At 70.5% G+C, this 17,898-nt stretch carries 17 protein-coding genes; 7 read left to right on the top strand and 10 right to left on the bottom strand.

All coding sequences use genetic code 11. The annotated features are described in order from the left end of the window. Positions 1 to 78: 78 nt before the first annotated feature. Together ACI2K4_RS10785 and ACI2K4_RS10780 are read right to left on the bottom strand one after the other, a co-directional pair. Entirely contained in the window at positions 79 to 1,308 is a 1,230-nt protein-coding gene (locus tag ACI2K4_RS10785; RefSeq protein WP_404510234.1) for a helix-turn-helix domain-containing protein, read from the bottom strand. Next, the gene (locus ACI2K4_RS10780; RefSeq protein ID WP_404510233.1) at positions 1,308 to 1,520 is read right to left on the bottom strand and encodes a hypothetical protein; all 213 of its coding nucleotides are present in this window, start codon (positions 1,518 to 1,520) and stop codon (positions 1,308 to 1,310) included. Before ACI2K4_RS10780 ends, ACI2K4_RS10785 begins: the two co-directional genes overlap by 1 nt. Before the next feature lie 419 nt (positions 1,521 to 1,939). Between ACI2K4_RS10780 and ACI2K4_RS10775 the strand changes: the two genes are divergently transcribed. Next, a complete protein-coding gene (locus ACI2K4_RS10775) occupies positions 1,940 to 2,149 on the top strand; it encodes a S1 RNA-binding domain-containing protein (RefSeq protein WP_404510232.1) in 210 nt (69 codons plus the stop codon). A gap of 147 nt (positions 2,150 to 2,296) precedes the next feature. Here the strand turns inward: ACI2K4_RS10775 and ACI2K4_RS10770 are convergent, their stop codons facing one another. Then, on the bottom strand, positions 2,297 to 2,494 hold the full coding sequence (locus ACI2K4_RS10770) for a hypothetical protein (protein ID WP_404510231.1): 198 nt from the start codon (positions 2,492 to 2,494) through the stop codon (positions 2,297 to 2,299). Between the two features lie 277 nt (positions 2,495 to 2,771). On the opposite strand from ACI2K4_RS10770, the gene ACI2K4_RS10765 reads away from it, so the two are divergent. Continuing rightward, a complete protein-coding gene (locus ACI2K4_RS10765; protein WP_404510230.1) occupies positions 2,772 to 3,467 on the top strand; it encodes a GNAT family N-acetyltransferase in 696 nt (231 codons plus the stop codon). Between the two features lie 20 nt (positions 3,468 to 3,487). Here the strand turns inward: ACI2K4_RS10765 and ACI2K4_RS10760 are convergent, their stop codons facing one another. Further along, on the bottom strand, positions 3,488 to 4,111 hold the full coding sequence (locus ACI2K4_RS10760) for a TetR/AcrR family transcriptional regulator C-terminal domain-containing protein (RefSeq protein ID WP_404510229.1): 624 nt from the start codon (positions 4,109 to 4,111) through the stop codon (positions 3,488 to 3,490). Positions 4,112 to 4,374: 263 nt separating this feature from the next. On the opposite strand from ACI2K4_RS10760, the gene ACI2K4_RS10755 reads away from it, so the two are divergent. Together ACI2K4_RS10755 and ACI2K4_RS10750 are read left to right on the top strand one after the other, a co-directional pair. Continuing rightward, positions 4,375 to 5,076 carry a GNAT family N-acetyltransferase gene (locus ACI2K4_RS10755; RefSeq protein ID WP_404510228.1) on the top strand — a complete coding sequence of 234 codons (702 nt, stop codon included), beginning with the start codon at positions 4,375 to 4,377 and terminating at the stop codon, positions 5,074 to 5,076. Then, positions 5,063 to 6,037, top strand: a complete 975-nt coding sequence (locus tag ACI2K4_RS10750) for an LLM class flavin-dependent oxidoreductase (protein ID WP_404510227.1) — start codon at positions 5,063 to 5,065, stop codon at positions 6,035 to 6,037. The genes ACI2K4_RS10755 and ACI2K4_RS10750 overlap by 14 nt, the downstream gene beginning before the upstream one ends. An 11-nt stretch (positions 6,038 to 6,048) precedes the next feature. Here the strand turns inward: ACI2K4_RS10750 and ACI2K4_RS10745 are convergent, their stop codons facing one another. Next, entirely contained in the window at positions 6,049 to 6,732 is a 684-nt protein-coding gene (locus ACI2K4_RS10745) for an HAD family hydrolase (protein WP_404510226.1), read from the bottom strand. 98 nt (positions 6,733 to 6,830) lie between these two features. After that, a complete protein-coding gene (locus ACI2K4_RS10740; RefSeq protein WP_404510225.1) occupies positions 6,831 to 7,880 on the bottom strand; it encodes an aldo/keto reductase in 1,050 nt (349 codons plus the stop codon). A gap of 67 nt (positions 7,881 to 7,947) precedes the next feature. Here ACI2K4_RS10740 and ACI2K4_RS10735 point away from each other — a divergent pair, with 67 nt between their 5' ends. Together ACI2K4_RS10735 and ACI2K4_RS10730 are read left to right on the top strand one after the other, a co-directional pair. Beyond that, on the top strand, positions 7,948 to 8,358 hold the full coding sequence (locus tag ACI2K4_RS10735; protein ID WP_404510224.1) for a MerR family transcriptional regulator: 411 nt from the start codon (positions 7,948 to 7,950) through the stop codon (positions 8,356 to 8,358). A 92-nt stretch (positions 8,359 to 8,450) separates the two neighbouring features. Then, the gene (locus ACI2K4_RS10730; RefSeq protein WP_404510223.1) at positions 8,451 to 11,576 is read left to right on the top strand and encodes a M14 family zinc carboxypeptidase; all 3,126 of its coding nucleotides are present in this window, start codon (positions 8,451 to 8,453) and stop codon (positions 11,574 to 11,576) included. 62 nt (positions 11,577 to 11,638) lie between these two features. Here ACI2K4_RS10730 and ACI2K4_RS10725 read toward each other — a convergent pair whose 3' ends face one another. Continuing rightward, positions 11,639 to 13,066 (bottom strand): aldehyde dehydrogenase family protein, encoded by a 1,428-nt coding sequence (locus tag ACI2K4_RS10725; protein ID WP_404510222.1) that lies wholly within the window; start codon positions 13,064 to 13,066, stop codon positions 11,639 to 11,641. Positions 13,067 to 13,311: 245 nt separating this feature from the next. Here ACI2K4_RS10725 and ACI2K4_RS10720 point away from each other — a divergent pair, with 245 nt between their 5' ends. After that, positions 13,312 to 14,145 (top strand): helix-turn-helix transcriptional regulator, encoded by an 834-nt coding sequence (locus ACI2K4_RS10720; RefSeq protein ID WP_404510221.1) that lies wholly within the window; start codon positions 13,312 to 13,314, stop codon positions 14,143 to 14,145. Positions 14,146 to 14,164: 19 nt separating this feature from the next. On the opposite strand, the gene ACI2K4_RS10715 is transcribed toward ACI2K4_RS10720, so the two are convergent. The 3 genes from ACI2K4_RS10715 to pgm form a co-directional block, all read right to left on the bottom strand. Continuing rightward, positions 14,165 to 15,010, bottom strand: a complete 846-nt coding sequence (locus ACI2K4_RS10715) for an ABC transporter permease (RefSeq protein WP_404510220.1) — start codon at positions 15,008 to 15,010, stop codon at positions 14,165 to 14,167. Then, the gene (locus tag ACI2K4_RS10710) at positions 15,007 to 15,945 is read right to left on the bottom strand and encodes an ATP-binding cassette domain-containing protein (protein WP_404510219.1); all 939 of its coding nucleotides are present in this window, start codon (positions 15,943 to 15,945) and stop codon (positions 15,007 to 15,009) included. The genes ACI2K4_RS10715 and ACI2K4_RS10710 overlap by 4 nt, the downstream gene beginning before the upstream one ends. 229 nt (positions 15,946 to 16,174) lie before the next feature. Next, on the bottom strand, positions 16,175 to 17,821 hold the full coding sequence (gene pgm, locus ACI2K4_RS10705) for a phosphoglucomutase (alpha-D-glucose-1,6-bisphosphate-dependent) (RefSeq protein WP_404510218.1): 1,647 nt from the start codon (positions 17,819 to 17,821) through the stop codon (positions 16,175 to 16,177). Between the last annotated feature and the right edge of the window lie 77 nt (positions 17,822 to 17,898).

Raw genomic sequence — 17,898 nt, 5'->3', positions numbered from 1 at the left:
TGACAGCGGTCCGTGCGACAGCCAACGGCGCGTGGATCATCACCGCCTCACCTGCCGCCCGCTCCCTGGGTTCCCCGCTCACACTCGGGCGCCCATGTGCGTCGCCAGGTCGGCGACCAGCGCGGGCGCCGCCCCCTTCGTACGCCGCAGGATGTCGGCCATCAACTCGTGCGCCACCGGTCGTCCCCGGATCTCCCAGGGCGCCACCCGGTCGGCCTCGACCAACGCTTCCCCGGCCGAGCCGGTCTCACCGACGAGCAGGTAACCCCGGGCGATGTCGAGCAGGTGGTGCGCCCGCCGCTCGGGCAGCAGTCCGGCGAGCCGGCGGTGGTCGAGCTGGTGCTCGTGGATGGCGACCGCCTCCCGCCCCTCCCCCAGCTCGATCGCCGCCGCGGCCCGGTGCAACTGCACGTTGGTGGGACCGAAACTGGTCCAGTACTCGTTCCGGTCCGCCCCGAGGGCGGTCGCCGCCACCTCGGCCTCGCGCAGCAACTCGCGTACGCCGGGGTTGTCGCCGAGCCGGGCGGCTGCCATCGCGGCCTGCAACAGCATCGATCCGTACACCGAGAGCCGGGCCGGGTCGGTGGTGGTCGGGTCGCTCGGGGCGAGCCGCTGCGCCATCACCATGTTCGCCTCGAACGCGGCCCGTGCCCGACCGGTCGCCAACAGGGCGTTCGCCATCCTGCTCGTCGCCACGCCGGCCAACAGCTCGTCCTCGGCGCGCAGCGCGACCGCGATCGAGCGGTCCGCGGCGAGCCGGGCCGACTCGTGGTCGCCGAGCTTGCGCAGCGCCGACGAGGCGATCTGGAGCACCTGCCCGAGCAGGTTGGCGGCCTGCCGTCCGGCGTCCCCCCGGTGGAACGCGTCCGCCGTCTGCGCGTCCCGCAGCAGGCCGGGCAACGCCCTGGTCAGTACGCCGTAGCGGGCGTACTGGTAGGTCAACCAGGCGTGGTTGATCGACCGGGCCAACTCGGGCAACGCCGGGCCGGCGCCACTGGCGCGGCCCAGATAGGCAGCCGGTGCGCAGCGCTCCAGGGCGGCACGGAGATCGTCCAGCTCGCGCTGGTCATAACTGCCGGTCGGGCTCGACCCCCGCTCCGGATCGCGATTGAGCAGCATCGCCACGTCGATCTGGAGCACGACCGCGATCTGGTAGAGCAGCGAGAACTTGTCCAGCCGTCGGTCACCCCGCTCGATCTTGTCGACCCAGCTCTTGGAACGGCCGATCCGGTCGGCGAACACCTGCTGCGACATCTTCCGCTGGCCCCGCCAGTACGCCACCCGGCGGCCGATCGGCAGCTCGTCCATCAGGCGGTGGGGTTGCGCCGGATGCGGCCCGACACTCCGATCGAGAAGAATTCCAGCGGCGCGGGAGCTGACGGGTCGTCGAATCGGCCACCGTTTCGAGCCCGTTTGCGATTATCCGGCACGGAAGGCAGGTCCGGCGTCGTCTCCACCGGTGCGACCGACGGGGCATCCGAATCCATCGTTGTCTCCGGTTCGCGTTCTCCGTTGGACATCGCACTCTCCCTCTCGTCGTTGGCGGGGGCCGCCCCGCACGCCGGGCGGGGAAGCCGGAGCGGCGCCGCGGTCACGCCCGGTCGGGTTCGCCTGCCGACGAATCCGAGCGCTTCCGCTAGTGACACTCTGCTGTGGAAACCCCTACCGTCTGAAGCGGTTACGCCCGGCGGTGGTGAGGAAACAAAATCGACGCTCTGGCCGACGCACGCAGGGCCCGCTGACCCGACCCGTACGACCGCCCGCTTCCGTACGTCCCGCCGCGCCCGTTAGGATCAGGGCATGACTGCCGGGTCGGCCACGCGCCGCGCACAGGACGGTTACCCGGCTGTCGCTTGACCACCGCGCGGGCGAGAGGCCCGCCCTTCGTTACGAGCAGTGCCCCAGCACGGCCACTCGTGACGGAAGGGAGGTGACAACTATGAGCTGGCAGGAATTTCTCGCCCGGCACCAGGTCGGTGACGTGGTCGAGGGTGTGGTGACCCAGCAGGTGCCGTTCGGTTCGTTCGTCGAGTCCGACGGCTTCACGGGTCTCGCGTACCAGGAGTCCTGGCCGGTCGGGACCCGCGTCTCGGTCCGGATCCTCGCGATCGACCCGGAGAAGCAGCGGTTCAGCCTGGCCTCGGCCTGAGTGAACGTTGATCCGGGGGAATGACGCTCCCCCGGATCAACGCCACCCACGAAGGTACGCGCCACACCGGGGTCGCCGACGAGTCCGGTCGCCACGACCGCAGCGGTTGGTCAGGCGACCCGGTCAGGCGCTCGGTCAGGCGACCGGTCAGGCGGTCGGCCTGCGCCGGGTGCGACCGGAGACGCCGATCGCGAAGTTCTTGGACGACCCGCCCCTGCCGCTGCCGAGCACGGAGGCTGCTCGCGTCGTGGTCGGGGCCGGCTCGGGTGTCGCCGACTCTGCCGCGCTCGTCGAGGTCGCCGGTACGGACTCGACCGTCGAAGCGCGGTCCTTTGTGGACATCATTGTCCTTCCCTTGCACGAATGGAGACGGGTCTATCGTACGAACCTACGAGACCCTATGCCCAATCGAGGGCGGCCCACTCCCACCCGACGGGATCTTGAAGAAGACTTGAGCCACCACCGTCGCCGCTCCCGCCAGCGGATGTGGTCCAGCTCTCGAAAATCCCATAGGCCCAGGTCACGTCGCTCGGCTAACGTTGCGCCGGTCGTCGACGCTGCCGAGCCGGACTCACCGGTACGGCACACCAGGTCGGCGGGAGAAACAACGGGGATGGGGCTCATGCCGGATCAACACGACATCTCGGACAACCCGTTCTGGACCGCCCTGGCCGGTCGCCACGCCCGCTTCGCGATCTCGCACGGCCGGGCGGCCCGCTTCCAGCCCGAGGTGTCGCCGTTCGCGGCGGTCTCCGACTGGACCGACGAGCGGGCCTGGGCCGATCTTGCCCGGCTGGCCGGACCGGGCGAGCAGGTCGTCAGCGCCGGTGTCGGCCTCGTCCTGCCCGAGGGCTGGGAGATGGTCTGGCACGCCGACGGCGTGCAGATGGTCGACGTGGCGATGGACGCCGCGCACGACGACGAGGCCGTACGGCTCACCGCCGAGGACGTACCGGAGATGCTCGACCTGGTGGCGCGGACCGAGCCGGGACCGTTCGCCGCACGCACCATCGAACTCGGCACGTACCTGGGGATTCGCCGTGACGGCGCGCTCGTCGCGATGGCGGGCGAACGGCTGCGGGTGCCCGGCCTGACCGAGATCAGCGCGGTCTGCACCGACCCGGCTCATCGCGGCCAGGGGCTCGGCAGCCGCCTGGTCAAGGCGGTGGCGGCCGGCATCCGCGATCGGGGCGAGACGCCGTTCCTGCATGCGGCGGCGAGCAACGTCAACGCCATCCGGCTGTACGAGTCGATGGGTTTCAAGGTCCGTACCGCGATCACCTTCGCCGCCGTCCGTACGCCCGCGACCCCCGCCTGAGACGCGCTCGGTAGGCGCGTTCAGTTCGTCCCCGACCGGGCGGCCAGCCGGGCCCTCAGGGAGTCGAGGATCAGGCCGAGGCCGAAGTCGAAACGCTGGTCGAAGTCGCCGGGGCCGATGTGCGCGAGCGTCGCGGCCAACGTCGGGTACCGCTCGGCCGGAACCTGGTCGGCGGTGATCACCGCACCGGTCGAATCCCTGGACACCTGCTGTTCCTGCGCGATGCCGAGGGTCAGGTAGAAGATCGTCCAGTGCGCCCAGGAGGCGGTCCGGCCGTCGAAGCCGGCCCCGATCAGCGTGGAGACCACCGCCTCGGCGTAACGCAACGAGTGCGGGTCGGGGCCACAGGCGACGGTGATCATCCTGGCCCCGTCGCGACGCGAGAGCAGCGCCGCCCGGAGCCGCTGGCTCAACTCCCAGATCCGCTCGTCCCACGGCCGCGGCAGCGGCTCGTCGGCACAGTGCGCGAGCAGTTCGTCGGAGGCCAGTTCCAGCAGGCGCCCCTTGCTCGCGGCGTGCCACCGTACGGTGTTGTGCTGCACGCCCAGCCGCTCGGCGACCGCGCGCATGGTGAGTCCGTCCAGGCCCCGCTCGTCGAGGATCTGCAACGCGGCCGAGACAACCTCGCCCCGGGTTGTGCCCACCGCCACCTCCCTCGCCGGCCCTGCCGTCCGTGACCGGGTTCGCTACCCGTGACCGGTTTGCGGCCCGCGCGACCCGCTGCCGCTGACGCTGGTCACCCGGCGGGCAACTCTACGTGAGACGGGTACCCGAGCAGCCGTACGGCCGATTCTGATCCGTCGGTTACTCTTGTCCACTGGACAAGGTTGTCCACCGGACAACGTCCTGAGCAGGAAGGATAGCAGCGATGGCGGTCAACGCCACTGAAGCCGATATACCAGACAACGTGGCATGGGCGGCCCTGACCGGTCCGCACGCCCAATTCGCCGACACCCTCGGACGGGCGGCCCGCTACCGTTCCGGGGTCGCGCCACTGGCCGCCGTCGCCGACTGGGCCGACGACCGGGCCTGGCACGACCTGCGGCAACTGGCCGGGGCGGGGACGCCGGTGACGGTGGCCGGAGTCGGGCTCGCGCTGCCCGACGGCTGGGAGACCATGTGGCGCGGCGACGGGCTGCAACTGGTCGACGTGGCCGTCGAGGGCGCCGAGGAGAGCGAGGCGGTGACGCTCACCGCCGCCGACGTACCGGAGATGTCCGACCTGGTGGCGCGTACCGGGCTGGGACAGTTCACCGCGCGTGCGGTCGAACTGGGCACGCACCTCGGCATCCGCCGGGACGGTGTCCTCGTCGCGATGGCCGGCGTACGCCTGCGGGTGCCCGGCTGGACCGAGATCAGCACCGTCGGCACCGATCCCGGGCACCGGGGCCGGGGACTGGCCAGCCGCCTGGTACGGGCGCTGGTGGCGCAGATCCGGCAACAACGCGGCGAGGCGGCGTTCCTGCACGTCTCGACGGAGAACGCCGACGCGCTCCGGCTGTACGAGAAGCTCGGCTTCGAGGTTCGCACCCCGACCGCGTTCGCCGTCCTGCGTACGCCAGCCGAGCACGACCGGGACACGAAGGGGCGCGACGGTGGAGAAGCCTGAGACGACCGCCGGTCGGTTGCCCGGGGTGGACGTACCCCTTTCCGTGTTCGACCTGACCACCGTGCGGGAGGACGGGACCGCCGCCGACGCCCTGCGCGAGGCGGTCACCCTCGCCCGGCGGGTCGACCAGCTCGGTTACCACCGCTACTGGGTGGCCGAGCACCACAACGCCCCGACCGTGGCCAGCTCCGCGCCGGCCGTGTTGATCGCCCGACTCGCCGCCGCCACCGAGCGGATCCGGGTCGGCTCCGGCGCGGTCATCCTGCCGAACCATCCACCGCTGGTGGTCGCGGAGCAGTTCGACATGTTGGAGGCGTTCCACCCCGGCCGGATCGACCTGGGACTGGGGCGGGGGCCGGGCACCGACCCGGCCACCGCCGCCCTGCTGCGCCGGGGCGTGCCGCTCGAACCCGAATCGTACGAGCGGGACCTCGACACCCTGCTCGAACTGCTCGCCGACCGGCAGCCGGAGGTCTGGCTGCTCGGGTCGAGCGCCGGTGGCGCGATGCTGGCGGCACGGCTCGGGCTGCCGTTCGCCTTCGCCCAGCACATCCGGCCGGACAACCTCACCGAGGCCGTCACCGCCTACCGGGAGAACTTCCGGCCGTCGGGCCGGCTGGACCGTCCGTACCTGATGGTCGCGCTCGCCGCGATCTGCGCCGAGACCGACGAGCGGGCCGAACGCCTGGCCCAGCCCAGTCTGCTGACCCGGTTGCGGATCCGCGACCGCAAGGTGCTGCCGCTGCCGAGCGGGGACACGGCGGCGGGCTACCCGTACACGGCGGACGAGTGGCGGACGGTCCGGCAGATCCGCGACAGCTACGCACTGGGCTCGCCGGAGACGGTCCGGGCACAGCTCACCGACCTGGTACAACGGACCGGTGCGGACGAGCTGATGCTGGAGACGATGGTCTACGACCCGCACGACCGGATCCGCTCCTTCGAACTGATCGCGGGCTGACAACCTCGGTGCTACCCCTGCCCGCCGAGGTCGTCCAGCAGGGCGGGCAGCGCGGCGAGATCCGCGATCTCGTACGCGACCGGCACGTCCGGGGGCAGCTCGCCGCCCCGGCGGTTGACCCAGACCGCGCGGATGCCGGCGGCGGCTGCTCCCCGGACGTCGTGGGCGAGCGAGTCGCCGACGTGCAGCACCTCGTCCGTCGCCAACCCCAGTTCGGTCAGCGCCCGGGTGAACATCAACCGGTCCGGCTTGTACGCGCCCACGTCCTCGCTGCTCACCACGGCGTCGAAGGTCAGGCCGTGGTGAGCCGTCGCCGCCCGAAGGTCGGCCCGGTCGGCATCGGACACCAGACAGATCGGCACCGTGACCCGGGACAGGAACTCGCCGGTCCCGGGTCGCAGCGGCGGCGACCGCCAGTACGCGAACTGCGGCGCGCAGAGCACCTCGACCGGGTCACCGGCGTAACCGACCTGCGCCATCACCGTGGCTAGACCGCCTCGCGCGCTCTGCCGCAGGGTTCGGAACGGGGTCAGGTCGGCTTCCGCCTCGTACTCCCGATTCCACGCCGCCGCCACCTCGCGGGCGGTGACGGGCGCCGACGCACCGGCCGCCACCCGACCCGCGATCGTGTCCATGATGGTCTCGTCGTCCTCGACCACGGTGCCGTAGAAGTCGAGCAGCAGTCCCCGGATCACGACCGCAGTCCAGGTTCGCCGGGGCGTGGCCGGCGCCGGCCGTGCCCCGGCTCGTGACGGCGGTCGTACCCCCGGATTTTCGCGCCGATGACTCGGGCCTAACCGGCGGCGCGGTCGGCCAGGGGTCGCCGTCGGCGGGCCGGGTCGGTCAGCGTCGGCGGACGCCAGGCACCGTCGGGCTGGTAGACGTTGGTGCCGGGCGGCACGATCTGGTCGATCCGGTCGAGGGTGTGGTCGTCCAGGGCGAGCGCGGCGCCCTTGAGTGCGGCGTCGAGCTGTTCCATCGTCCGGGGGCCGATGATCGCCGAGGTTACGGCGGGGTGCGCCACGGTGAAGGCGAGGGCCAGCTCGGGCAGGGTGGCGCCGATGCCGTCGGCCACCTCGACCAGTTGCTCGACGATCTCCAGCTTGGTGACGTTGACCGGGATGGACGGGTCGAAGCGGGCCGGCATGATCGACGGGCGGCCGGTGCTGAGGTCGACCGGCTGCCCCTTGCGGTAGCGACCGGTGAGGAAGCCCGAGGCGAGCGGACTCCAGACCAGCACGCCCATGCCGTACCGCTGGCAGACCGGGAGAACCGACGTCTCGATCCCCCGGGCCAGGATGGAGTACGGCGGCTGCTCGGTCCGGAACCGTCCGAGGGAGCGCCGCTCGGAGACGTGCCACGCCTCGACAATCTCCTCCGCCGGGAAGGTCGAGCAGCCGAAGGCGCGGATCTTTCCCTGACTGACCAGGTCGGTCAGGACCGACAGGGTCTCCTCGACGTCGGTGCTGTGGTCGGGTCGGTGGACCTGGTAGAGGTCGATCCAGTCGGTGCGCAGCCGGCGCAGGCTCTGCTCCACCTCGTGCAGGATCCAGCGTCGCGAGTTGCCGCCCCGGTTGCGCCCCTCCCCCATCGGGAAGTGCACCTTCGTGGCGAGCACCGCCTCGTCGCGCCGCCCCCGCAGGGCCTTGCCCACGATCTCCTCGGACTCGCCGGCCGAGTACATGTCGGCGGTGTCGACAAAGTTGACGCCCTGGTCGAGTGCGGCGTGGATGATCCGGATGCTCTCCTCGTGGTCCGGGTTGCCGACCGAGCCGAACATCATCGCGCCGAGACAGTGGACGGAGACTTCGATGCCGGTGCCACCGAGATATCGATAACGCATGGAACGTACGCTATGAGCTAGAGCCGACTCTAGGTCAAGCCCACGGGTCGCTCGTACCCTTGACCCGGTGGAGAATCCCGGTCTGACCATCGGACAGGTCGCCGAACGCACCGGCCTGAGCGCGCACACGCTCCGCTTCTACGAGCGCGAGGGCATCCTGACCAAGCCGGTACGCCGCGACGGCGCCGGCCGGCGGGTCTACGCCGAGTACGACGTGGACTGGCTGCGGGTCTGCATCATCCTGCGCGCCTCCGGCATGCCGCTGCCGACGATCCGTCGCTACACCGAACTGGTCCGGCAGGGCACCGGCAACGAGGAGGAGCGGCTCACCCTCATGCGCCAGCACCGCGACGTGGTGTCCGGACAGATCGCGGAGCTGACCCGCTGCCTCGATCTGATCAGCCACAAGGTCGGCCTGTACGAGGACATCCTGGCCGCACGGAACACCACGTCGCCGCAGCCATCTCCGGCCCGCTGACCCGGCTCCGTACAACAGCCGATCGAATCATTGACACGTTTGAGCTGGCGCAGCAGGCTCGCGCGTAGAGATCCTTCGAACGAGGGGGCGCAATGCGCAAAACACGGCTGGCGATAGCCGGCGTGTTCACATTGGTCGGCGTGATGGTAATGACCACGCCGGTCGTCGCGGCCCCACCGGCCGCGCCGTCCGGTGGACAGGGCAACCTGGAGGTGTACGTCGGCTCGGCCGACGCCAAGCAGATCGACGTGCTCCGGAACAACGGTGTGGACGTCGGCCACGCGATCGGCGAGGTCGACCAGGCCGGCAGGTCCGCCGTACAGGTGGTGCTCACCAGGGAGCAGGCCGCCAAGCTGGCCGCCAAGGGCGTTCCGCTCTCGGTGAAGAAGGTACGCGGCAAGGAGGCTTCCCGGGCACTGCGGGAGCAGACGTCGAAGGGCTGGACGGCGTACCGGTCGTACAGCGAGCCGGGCGGCATCCGGGACGAGATCACCTCGACCGCGGCCCGGTTCCCGAAGCTGACCAAGGTCGAGACGATCGGCAGGTCCGTCCAGGGCAAGCCGATCCTCGCGGTCAAGGTGACCAAGAACGCCAAGAACGTCGAGGACGGCAAGCGCCCGGCCGTGCTCTACGGCGGCAACCAGCACGCCCGTGAGTGGATCACGCCGGAGATGGTCCGCCGGCTGATGCACCACGTGCTGGACAACTACGGCACCGACCCGGAGATCACCCGGCTGGTCGACACCACCGAGCTGTGGTTCCTCCCGGTGTCGAACCCGGACGGCTACGACTTCACCTTCACCCCGGACAACCGGTTGTGGCGCAAGAACCTGCGTGACAACAACGGCGACGGCAAGATCACCGCTGGCGACGGGGTGGACCTGAACCGCAACTTCTCCTACAAGTGGGGTTACGACAACGAGGGCTCCTCGCCGGACCCGTCCAGCGAGACCTACCGAGGCTCGGGGCCGAACTCCGAGCCGGAGACCAAGGCGCTGGACGGACTGTTCCGCCGGGTCGGCTTCGAGTACTACATCAACTACCACTCCGCCGCCGAGCTGCTGCTCTACGGCGTGGGCTGGCAGGTCGAGACCCCGACCCCGGACGACCTGATCTACGAGGCGCTGGCCGGCGACGACGCCCACCCGGCGATCCCGGGCTACGACCCGGACATCTCGGCCGAGCTGTACCCGACCAACGGCGACACCGACACGCACGCCACGGTCCGCTACGGCACGCTCGGGTTCACCCCGGAGATGAGCACCTGCGAGACCGTGTCGGACTCGGACCCGAACGACGAGTGGCTGGCCGAGGACTGCGCCAGCGTCTTCAACTTCCCGGACGACGAGGACCTGATCGCCGCCGAGGTGGCGAAGAACATCCCGTTCGCGCTCGCGGTCGGCAAGTCCGCCGCCAGCCCGGACAACCCGGTCTCCGTGGTCGGCCGCAGCACCCCGGACTTCGAGATCGACAAGTTCGACACCTCGTACGGCACCCGGCAGCCGGTGGCCACGATCGCCCGTCGGTCGCTGAAGAACGTACAGATGCACTACGTCGTCAACGGTGGCCGTCCGAAGACCGTCGAGGTCAAGGAGTGGCGTGGCGGCGAGCGGTACGGCGACACCCACGACGACTACTACGCCGAACTGCGTGGCACGGTGACCGGCACCAAGCCCGGTGACCGGGTGGAGGTCTGGTTCACCGGCACCCGGGCCAAGGGTGGCGGTCCCACCGCGAGTGAGCACTTCACGTACCAGGTGAGCACCGACATCGGCGGCGACGTGCTGGTGCTGGCGGTCGAGGATGTCACCGGCCTCAGCCCGGTGCAGACCGGCACCTCCGCCAAGTACGCCGACGAGGTGGCCGCCGCGCTGACCGCCGCCGGCAAGACCAGCGACCTGTACGACTTCGACACCCGGGGTCGTAAGGCACCGCACCCGCTCGGCGTGCTGTCGCACTACGACGCGGTGGTCTGGGAGACCGGCGACGACGTGATCCTGCGGGAGCCGGGCCAGGTGGCCGGCACCACGGCGAAGGCCGCGTTCGAGACCGAACTCGCCGTCCGGGACTACCTCAACGAGGGGGGCAAGGTCCTGGTCAGCGGCAAGAACGCGCTCTTCGCGCAGTCGGTGAACGGCAGCTACTACTACCTGCCGGGTCCGGGGCCGGAGTGTGCCGCACCGGGCGGCGCGTGCCTGCCGATCCTGAACGACTTCCAGCAGTACTACCTGGGCGCGCACACCTACGTCAGCGGCGGTGGCCAGGACGGTGACGGGAACCCGTACCCGCTCGACGGCCGCAGCGGCAGCCCGTTCGAAGGGTTCAACGGCATCCTCAACGCGCCCGGTTCGGCCCAGAACCAGGACCACACCGCGTCGCTGCTGAGCACGTCGAGCTTCCTGCCGCCGGACCAGTTCCCGCAGTTCACCAGCTCGGTGCCGGTCGGCTGGGGTCGCCCCGGCGCCGCCCCGTTCGACCCACGCACGGGTAGCTGGTACGTGTTCAGCGGCCAGTCGGACGTGGCGTACAAGCGGCTGACCCGTACCGTCGACCTGACCGGGGCGACCAGCGGCCAGCTACGTTTCTACGTCTCGCACGACACCGAGGCCGACTGGGACTTCACCTTCGTCGAGGCGCACGAGGTGGGCACCGACAACTGGACCACGTTGCCGGAGGCCAACGGACAGACCAACGGCAACACGGGCGCGAGCTGCCCGGAGGGCCTGGTGGACGAACTGCACCCGCACCTCGCCCACTACATCGGCGCGGACTGCTCGCCGACCGGCAGCACCGGCTCCTGGAGCGCCGCGTCCGGTCCGTCCAACGGTTGGAAGGAGTGGGTGGTCGACCTGACGGCGTACGCCGGCAAGCAGGTCGAACTCTCCATCTCGTACGTCTCCGACTGGTCGACCCAGGGTCTGGGCGTCTTTGTCGACGACACCAAGGTGGTGCGGGACGGCGTCACCGTCGCGGAGACGTCCTTCGAGACCGACCTCGGTGGCTGGACCGTCGCCGGCCCGCCGGCCGGTTCGGTGCCCGCTTCGAGTGACTGGGCGCGTACCCAGAAGGCGTTCGAGGAGGGTTCCGTGGTGACCACCCCGGACACCGTCTTCCTCGGCTTCGGGTTGGAGGGGCTGGCCCCTCCGGTCCGGAACGACCTGGTCGCCCGCTCCGTCGACCACCTGCTCGGCGCCGGCTCCACCCGCACCCGCCCCTAGCGCAAGGAAGGGCCCTTTGTTAACGCTATAGCGTTAACAAAGGGCCCTTCCTTGCACCGCGATCAGAGCTGGATGGACTTGGTTTCGAGGAACTCCTCCAGACCCATCCGGCCGAACTCGCGGCCGTTGCCGGACTGCTTGTAGCCGCCGAACGGGGCAAGCGGGTTCCACTGGCCGCCGTTGACGTCCACCTGGCCCACGCGCAGCCGTCGGGCGACCGCCAGGGCGTGCTCACGCTCGCCGAAGACGCCGGAGGTGAGCCCGTACTGGGTGCTGTTGGCGATCTCGACGGCCTGGTCCTCGTCCGCGTACGGAATGATCGTCAGCACCGGGCCGAAGATCTCCTCCTGGGCGATCGTCGAGTACGGGTCGACGTCGGCGAAGACGGTCGGCCGGACGTACGCGCCCTTCTCCAGACCCTCCGGTCGCCCCGGTCCGCCGTACACCAGCGTCGCGCCGTCCGCGATGCCACGCTCGATGTAACCGTCGACCTTGCGTCGGTGCTCCTCCGAGGCCATCGGGCCGATCCGGGTGGCCTCGTCCGTCGGCTCGCCCACGGTGTACGCGGCGGCGGCGGCCACCACGAGCCGCACGATCTCGTCGTGACGGGCCGCCGGGACCAGCATCCGGGGCCAGGCACCGCAGACCTGCCCACCGTTGGTGAAGGCCATCATCACCCCCTTCTCGGCCGCCTCGGCCAGGTCGGCGCCGTCGAGGATCAGGTTCGCCCCCTTGCCGCCCAGTTCGAGGGTGACCCGCTTGACCGTCCGCGCGGCGACCGAGGAGATCCGCCTACCGGCCCGGGTGGAGCCGGTGAACGACACCATGTCGATGTCCGGGTGGGCGGAGATCGCCTCACCGACCACCGCGCCCTCGCCGTACACGACGTTGAGGACCCCCGGTGGCAGCCCGGCGTCGGCGGTGACCTCGGCGAGGATCCGCGCGGTCAGCGGTGCCACCTCGGACGGTTTGAGGACGATGGTGTTGCCGGCCAGCAGGGCGGGTGCGAGCTTGGAGACGATCTGCTGGAGCGGGAAGTTCCACGGCGTGATCGCGCCGACGACGCCGATCGGCTCGCGTACGACCAGTGAGTTGCCGACCTGCTCGGTCCAGGCGAAGTCGGCCGCGAGGGCGGTGAACGACCGCGCGACCGCGACCGGGAAGAAAACCTGGGCGGTACGGGACATGCCGATCGGCGAGCCCATCTCGGCGGTGAGCGTGGTGGCGATCTCCTCCACCCGGGCCTCCAGCCCCTCGGCGACGCGGTGAAGGACGGCGGCGCGCTCTGCCGGAGAGGTCGCGGCCCAGCCGGGGAAGGCCGCGCGGGCGGCGGCGACGGCGAGGTCGACGTCGGCGGCGGAGCCGGCCGACACCTCCGCGACGATGTCGCCGTTCGCCGGGTTTGTGACTGTGAGGGGGTTTTGGTCGGTTCCGGCGACGGTCTCGCCGTTGATCCAGTGGCCGGTCACGACCCGGGTAGACGTGTTCATGACTCGACTCTGGGACGCCCTGACCGGCCGATCCAGGTACTACCGGTCCCCGGACGACCCGCACCTGGTTCCCCACCGACGCGGCCGGCAGGGTCGAGGTCAGCGGGAAACACTTCCGGCCGGAGGGCTGTTGTGCCAGACGTGGTGCCGCCGGGAAAGAGGAGAGCAACCCGACGCGGGCCCGGTCCGAGCGAGGCACCCACGGTGCACCCGACCCGGGCCCGAGTACGGAAGGAGACAGGTCGATGGATCGCGCGAGGCTCGCCGAGTTCCTCCGTACCCGGCGGGAGGCGCTGCAACCCGAGGACGTCGGGTTGCCCCGGGGGTCGCGGCGCCGTACCGGCGGGCTGCGCCGGGAGGAGGTGGCCGCACTGAGCGACATGTCCACCGACTACTACAGCCGGATCGAGCAGCAACGCGGCCCGCACCCGTCGGAGCAGATGCTCGCCGCGATCTCCCGTGGGCTACGCCTCTCGATCGAGGAGCGGGACCACCTGTTCCGTCTCGGTGGTTATCCGACCCCGCGTCGGGTCCGGCGTACCGACCACATCAACCCGGGCATGATGCGCATCTTCGACGGGCTGGACGACGTGGCCGCCCAGGTGGTCAGCGACCTCGGCGAGACGCTGAAGCAGACCAGGCTCTCGGTCGCGCTGCTCGGTGACGAGAGCGTCCACCAGGGCCTGGCCCGCAGTTGGCACTACCGGTGGTTCAACGACCCGGCCGCGCGGCTGATCTACCCCGCCGAGGACCACGAGGCACAGGGCCGGCTCATCGCGTCCGACCTGCATCGCGCGTACACCGGCCAGGGTGCCGGCTCCGGGGCGGCGACCATCGTCGAAGCGCTGCTCGCCGCCAGTGGCGAGTTCGCCGAGATCTGGCGTGAACATCCGGTCGGCGGCCCGTACTGTGCGCCGAAGCGCATCCAACACCCACGGCTCGGCCTGCTCGAACTGCACTGCCAGGTGCTGGTCGACCCCGACCAGTCCCAGTCGCTGGTGGTCTACACCGCCACCCCGGGCAGTGAGAGCTACGACAAGCTGCGCCTGCTCTCGGTTGTCGCCGGTCAGGGCATCTGACGCCGGGGACCGCGCCCGCCTACCGCTTGTTCCGGTAGAGGTGCATGGTGAGCGGGCCGAAGATCCCGATCAGGACCAGGCAGGCCAGCAGCACGGCGCCGACCTGACCGGCGGTCGCCGTGCCGGCCATCAGGCCGCGCACCGCGGTCGCGGTGTGACTGATCGGGTTGGCCCGCACGACCCCCTCCAGCCAGCCCGGCATGGTGCTCGGGTTGACAAAGATGTTGCTGCCGAAGGTGAGCGGGAAGAGCACCATCATGCTCACCCCCATCACCGAGTTCTGGGTCCGCAGCAGCAGGCCGAACATGGTCCAGACCCAGGTCAGGCTGAACGAGAAGAGCAGCACCAGGAGCACCCCGAGCAGCACGCCGAGCGGGCCGCCACCGGGCCGGAAGCCCAGCGCCAGCCCGAGGCCGAGGACCACGACCGAGGCCAGGGCGTACCGGAGGGCGTCGCCGAGCAGCGCGCCGACGATCGCCGACGGCCGCCAGATCGGCAGCGTACGGAATCGGTCGAAGATCCCCTTGGTGATGTCGTTGTTCAACGTCATCCCGGTGTACATGGTGATCATTACGACGGTCTGGAGCAGGATTCCGGGGAGCAGGTACTGCAAATAGTCGCGGGGTGAGCCGGCCAGTGCGCCACCGAGCAGATAAGTGAAGATCAGCGTCAGCATGACCGGGAAGATCGTGACGTCGAAAAGCTGCTCCGGGACATGACGGATCTTGCGCATCGCCCGCCAGCCGAAGGTCACCGACGCGGAGAGTGCGCTCGGTCGCGGTGGCCGGGCCCGGGTCGCGAGCACCGCGCGCAGGGCGTCCTCGCTCACCGGTCGAACATTCGTGGTCGGCGCGCTGGTGGTCATGCCGGCACCTCCGCCGTGGTCTCGTCCGCGCTCTCCCGCGCGGGATGGCCGGTCAACGCCAGGAAGACCTCGTCGAGGCTCGGTTGCCCGAGCGAGAAGTCGGTGACCGCGAGCCCGGCCCGGTTCAGCTCGACCAGGGCGGTCGCCACCCGCTCCGGGTCCGCGACCCGGGCGGTGAGGGCGAGCGGGTCGGACTCCGACACCACCGGTACGCCGAGCGCCTCGGTGAGCACCAGCTCCGCCGCGGGACGCTGCTCGGCCTCGCGCAGTCGGACCCGTACGGCACCGGCGCCGACCGAGGACTTCAGCTCGCCGCTGGTCCCCTCGGCGATCACCCGCCCGTGGTCGATCACCGCGATCCGGTCGGCGAGCTGGTCCGCCTCCTCCAGGTACTGCGTGGTGAGCAGGACGGTGGTGCCCGAGTCGACCAGCGCCCGGACGATGTCCCAGACCTGGTTGCGGCTGCGCGGGTCGAGCCCGGTGGTCGGCTCGTCCAGGAACAGCAGGTCCGGGGTGACCACGATGCTGGCCGCGATGTCGAGCCGCCGTCGCATGCCGCCGGAGTAGGTCTTCACCAGCCGCCCGGCCGCCTCGTCGAGCCCGAACGCGGCCAGCAGTTCGTCGGTCCGGCGTGCCGCCGGAGCCCACCCGAAGCCGAGCAGCCGGGCCAGCATGACCAGGTTCTCCCGGCCGGTCAGTTCGTCGTCGACCGAGGCGTACTGCCCGGTCAGGCCGACCCGGGCGCGCACCGCGTCGGCCTCGCGGACGATGTCGTGCCCGAACACCCGCCCGCTGCCGCCGTCCGGTCGCAGCAGGGTCGCGAGCATCCGGATGGTGGTCGTCTTGCCCGCGCCGTTCGGCCCGAGGAAGCCGTAGACACGACCGGCCGGTACGGCGAGATCGACCCCGTCGACCGCACGATTGGTGCCGAACATCTTCACCAGGCCGGAAGTCTCGATTGCGAGATCAACACCTGAACCCAAGGAACCGTCCCCCAACCGGGTGAAATCTCATTCGGGCTCGACAAAGCGTCGCGCGACCCGTTCACAGTCGCCCGACGCTATACCGACCCACCACAAGATCGCCGGGATTTATCCACGAACAAGGGTCCCTTTCTCGACGGAGAAGAGACCCTTGTCCGGACGGTTCCACCTGATCGGCGGATCAGACCTTTTCCAGCACCTCGGAGACGAGTGCGCGGGCCTCGTCCTGGATCCGGGCCAGGTGCTCCGGTCCCCGGAACGACTCGGCGTAGATCTTGTAGACGTCCTCGGTGCCGGACGGGCGGGCGGCGAACCAGCCCGACTCGGTGGTCACCTTCAGGCCGCCGATCGGTGCCCCGTTGCCCGGCGCGCTGGTCAGCGTGGCGGTGATCGGCTCGCCGGCCAACTCCGTCGCGGTCACCCGCTCCGGCGAGAGCTTGCCCAGCGCGGCCTTCTCCGCCCGGTTGGCCGGGGCGTCGATCCGGGCGTACGCCGGGTCGCCGAAGCGGGCCACCAGGTCGGCGTAGTGCTCACTCGCCGACCGGCCGGTGCTCGCCTGGATCTCGGCGGCGAGCAGGCAGAGCAGGAGCCCGTCCTTGTCGGTGGTCCAGACCGAGCCGTCCCGGCGCAGGAAGGAGGCGCCCGCGCTCTCCTCACCGCCGAACCCGACCGAGCCGTCGAGCAGCCCCGGCACGAACCACTTGAAGCCCACCGGCACCTCGACCAACGTACGGCCGAGGTCGGCGGCGACCCGGTCGATCATCGAGGAGGAGACCAGGGTCTTGCCGATCGCGGCCTGCGGCGACCAGTCCGACCGGGTCCGGAACAGGTGCGCGATGGCGACCGTCAGGTAGTGGTTGGGGTTCATCAGGCCGGCGTCCGGCGTGACGATGCCGTGCCGGTCCGCGTCGGCGTCGTTACCGGTGGCGATCTGGTAGTCGCCGCGCGCGGCGATCAGCGAGGCCATCGCGTACGGCGACGAGCAGTCCATCCGGATCTTGCCGTCCCAGTCCAGGGTCATGAACCGCCAGGCCGGGTCGACCGCCGGGTTGACCACTGTCAGGTCGAGCTTGTGCCGTTCGGCGATCTCGCCCCAGTAGTGCACGCTCGCCCCGCCGAGCGGGTCGGCACCGATCCGCACCCCGGCCGCCCGGACCGCCGCCAGGTCGACCACCGAGGGCAGGTCGTCGACGTACGCGGCGAGGAAGTCGTACCGTCCGGTGGTGTCGGCGGCGCGCGCCCTCGCGTACGGGATCCGCCGGACCCCGGCGAGCCCGTCGGTGAGGAGCTGGTTTGCCCGGTCCTGGATCCACCTGGTCGCGTCGGTGTCCGCCGGCCCGCCGTGGGTGGGGTTGTACTTGAACCCGCCGTCGGTCGGCGGGTTGTGCGACGGGGTGACCACGATGCCGTCGGCCAGGCCGTCGGTCCGGCCCCGGTTGTGGGTCAGGATCGCGTGCGACAGCGCCGGGGTCGGGGTGTAGCCGTCCCGGCTGTCGATCAGCACGGTGACCTCGTTCGCCGCCAGCACCTCGAGCGCGGTGACCATCGCCGGCTCGGAGAGCGCGTGCGTGTCCCGGGCCAGGAAGAGCGGGCCGTCGACCCCCTGGTCCCGCCGGTATTCGCAGGTCGCCTGAGTGATCGCGGCGATGTGGTCGGCGTTGAAGGCGTTGTTCAGGCTCGATCCCCGGTGGCCGGACGTGCCGAAGGCGACCTGTTGGCCGGGATCGGCCGGGTCGGGGTGCTCCGCGTAGTACGCGGTGACGAGGTGCGGTACGTCGATCAGGTCAGCGGGGGACGCGGGCTGACCGGCACGGGCGTGGACCGACATCGGCGGATTCTCCTCCTGGCTCTGACGCGGAGCCTGTCTGTGCTGCGGCGCCCGTCTCTGCGCTGACGCCGGGTGTA

It is taken from the genome of Micromonospora sp. NPDC050397, assembly GCF_044901685.1.
Lineage (GTDB): Bacteria > Actinomycetota > Actinomycetes > Mycobacteriales > Micromonosporaceae > Micromonospora_G.
This window is presented reverse-complemented; position numbering and strand designations above follow the sequence as displayed.

Coding starts and splice junctions, on each gene's coding strand:
- ACI2K4_RS10785 (WP_404510234.1), bottom strand. CDS start 1,308: ATGGACGAGCTGCCGATCGGCCGCCGGGTGGCGTACTGGCGGGGCCAG.
- ACI2K4_RS10780 (WP_404510233.1), bottom strand. CDS start 1,520: ATGTCCAACGGAGAACGCGAACCGGAGACAACGATGGATTCGGATGCC.
- ACI2K4_RS10775 (WP_404510232.1), top strand. CDS start 1,940: ATGAGCTGGCAGGAATTTCTCGCCCGGCACCAGGTCGGTGACGTGGTC.
- ACI2K4_RS10770 (WP_404510231.1), bottom strand. CDS start 2,494: ATGATGTCCACAAAGGACCGCGCTTCGACGGTCGAGTCCGTACCGGCG.
- ACI2K4_RS10765 (WP_404510230.1), top strand. CDS start 2,772: ATGCCGGATCAACACGACATCTCGGACAACCCGTTCTGGACCGCCCTG.
- ACI2K4_RS10740 (WP_404510225.1), bottom strand. CDS start 7,880: ATGCGTTATCGATATCTCGGTGGCACCGGCATCGAAGTCTCCGTCCAC.
- ACI2K4_RS10730 (WP_404510223.1), top strand. CDS start 8,451: ATGCGCAAAACACGGCTGGCGATAGCCGGCGTGTTCACATTGGTCGGC.
- ACI2K4_RS10725 (WP_404510222.1), bottom strand. CDS start 13,066: ATGAACACGTCTACCCGGGTCGTGACCGGCCACTGGATCAACGGCGAG.
- ACI2K4_RS10720 (WP_404510221.1), top strand. CDS start 13,312: ATGGATCGCGCGAGGCTCGCCGAGTTCCTCCGTACCCGGCGGGAGGCG.
- ACI2K4_RS10715 (WP_404510220.1), bottom strand. CDS start 15,010: ATGACCACCAGCGCGCCGACCACGAATGTTCGACCGGTGAGCGAGGAC.
- ACI2K4_RS10710 (WP_404510219.1), bottom strand. CDS start 15,945: ATGTTCGGCACCAATCGTGCGGTCGACGGGGTCGATCTCGCCGTACCG.
- pgm (WP_404510218.1), bottom strand. CDS start 17,821: ATGTCGGTCCACGCCCGTGCCGGTCAGCCCGCGTCCCCCGCTGACCTG.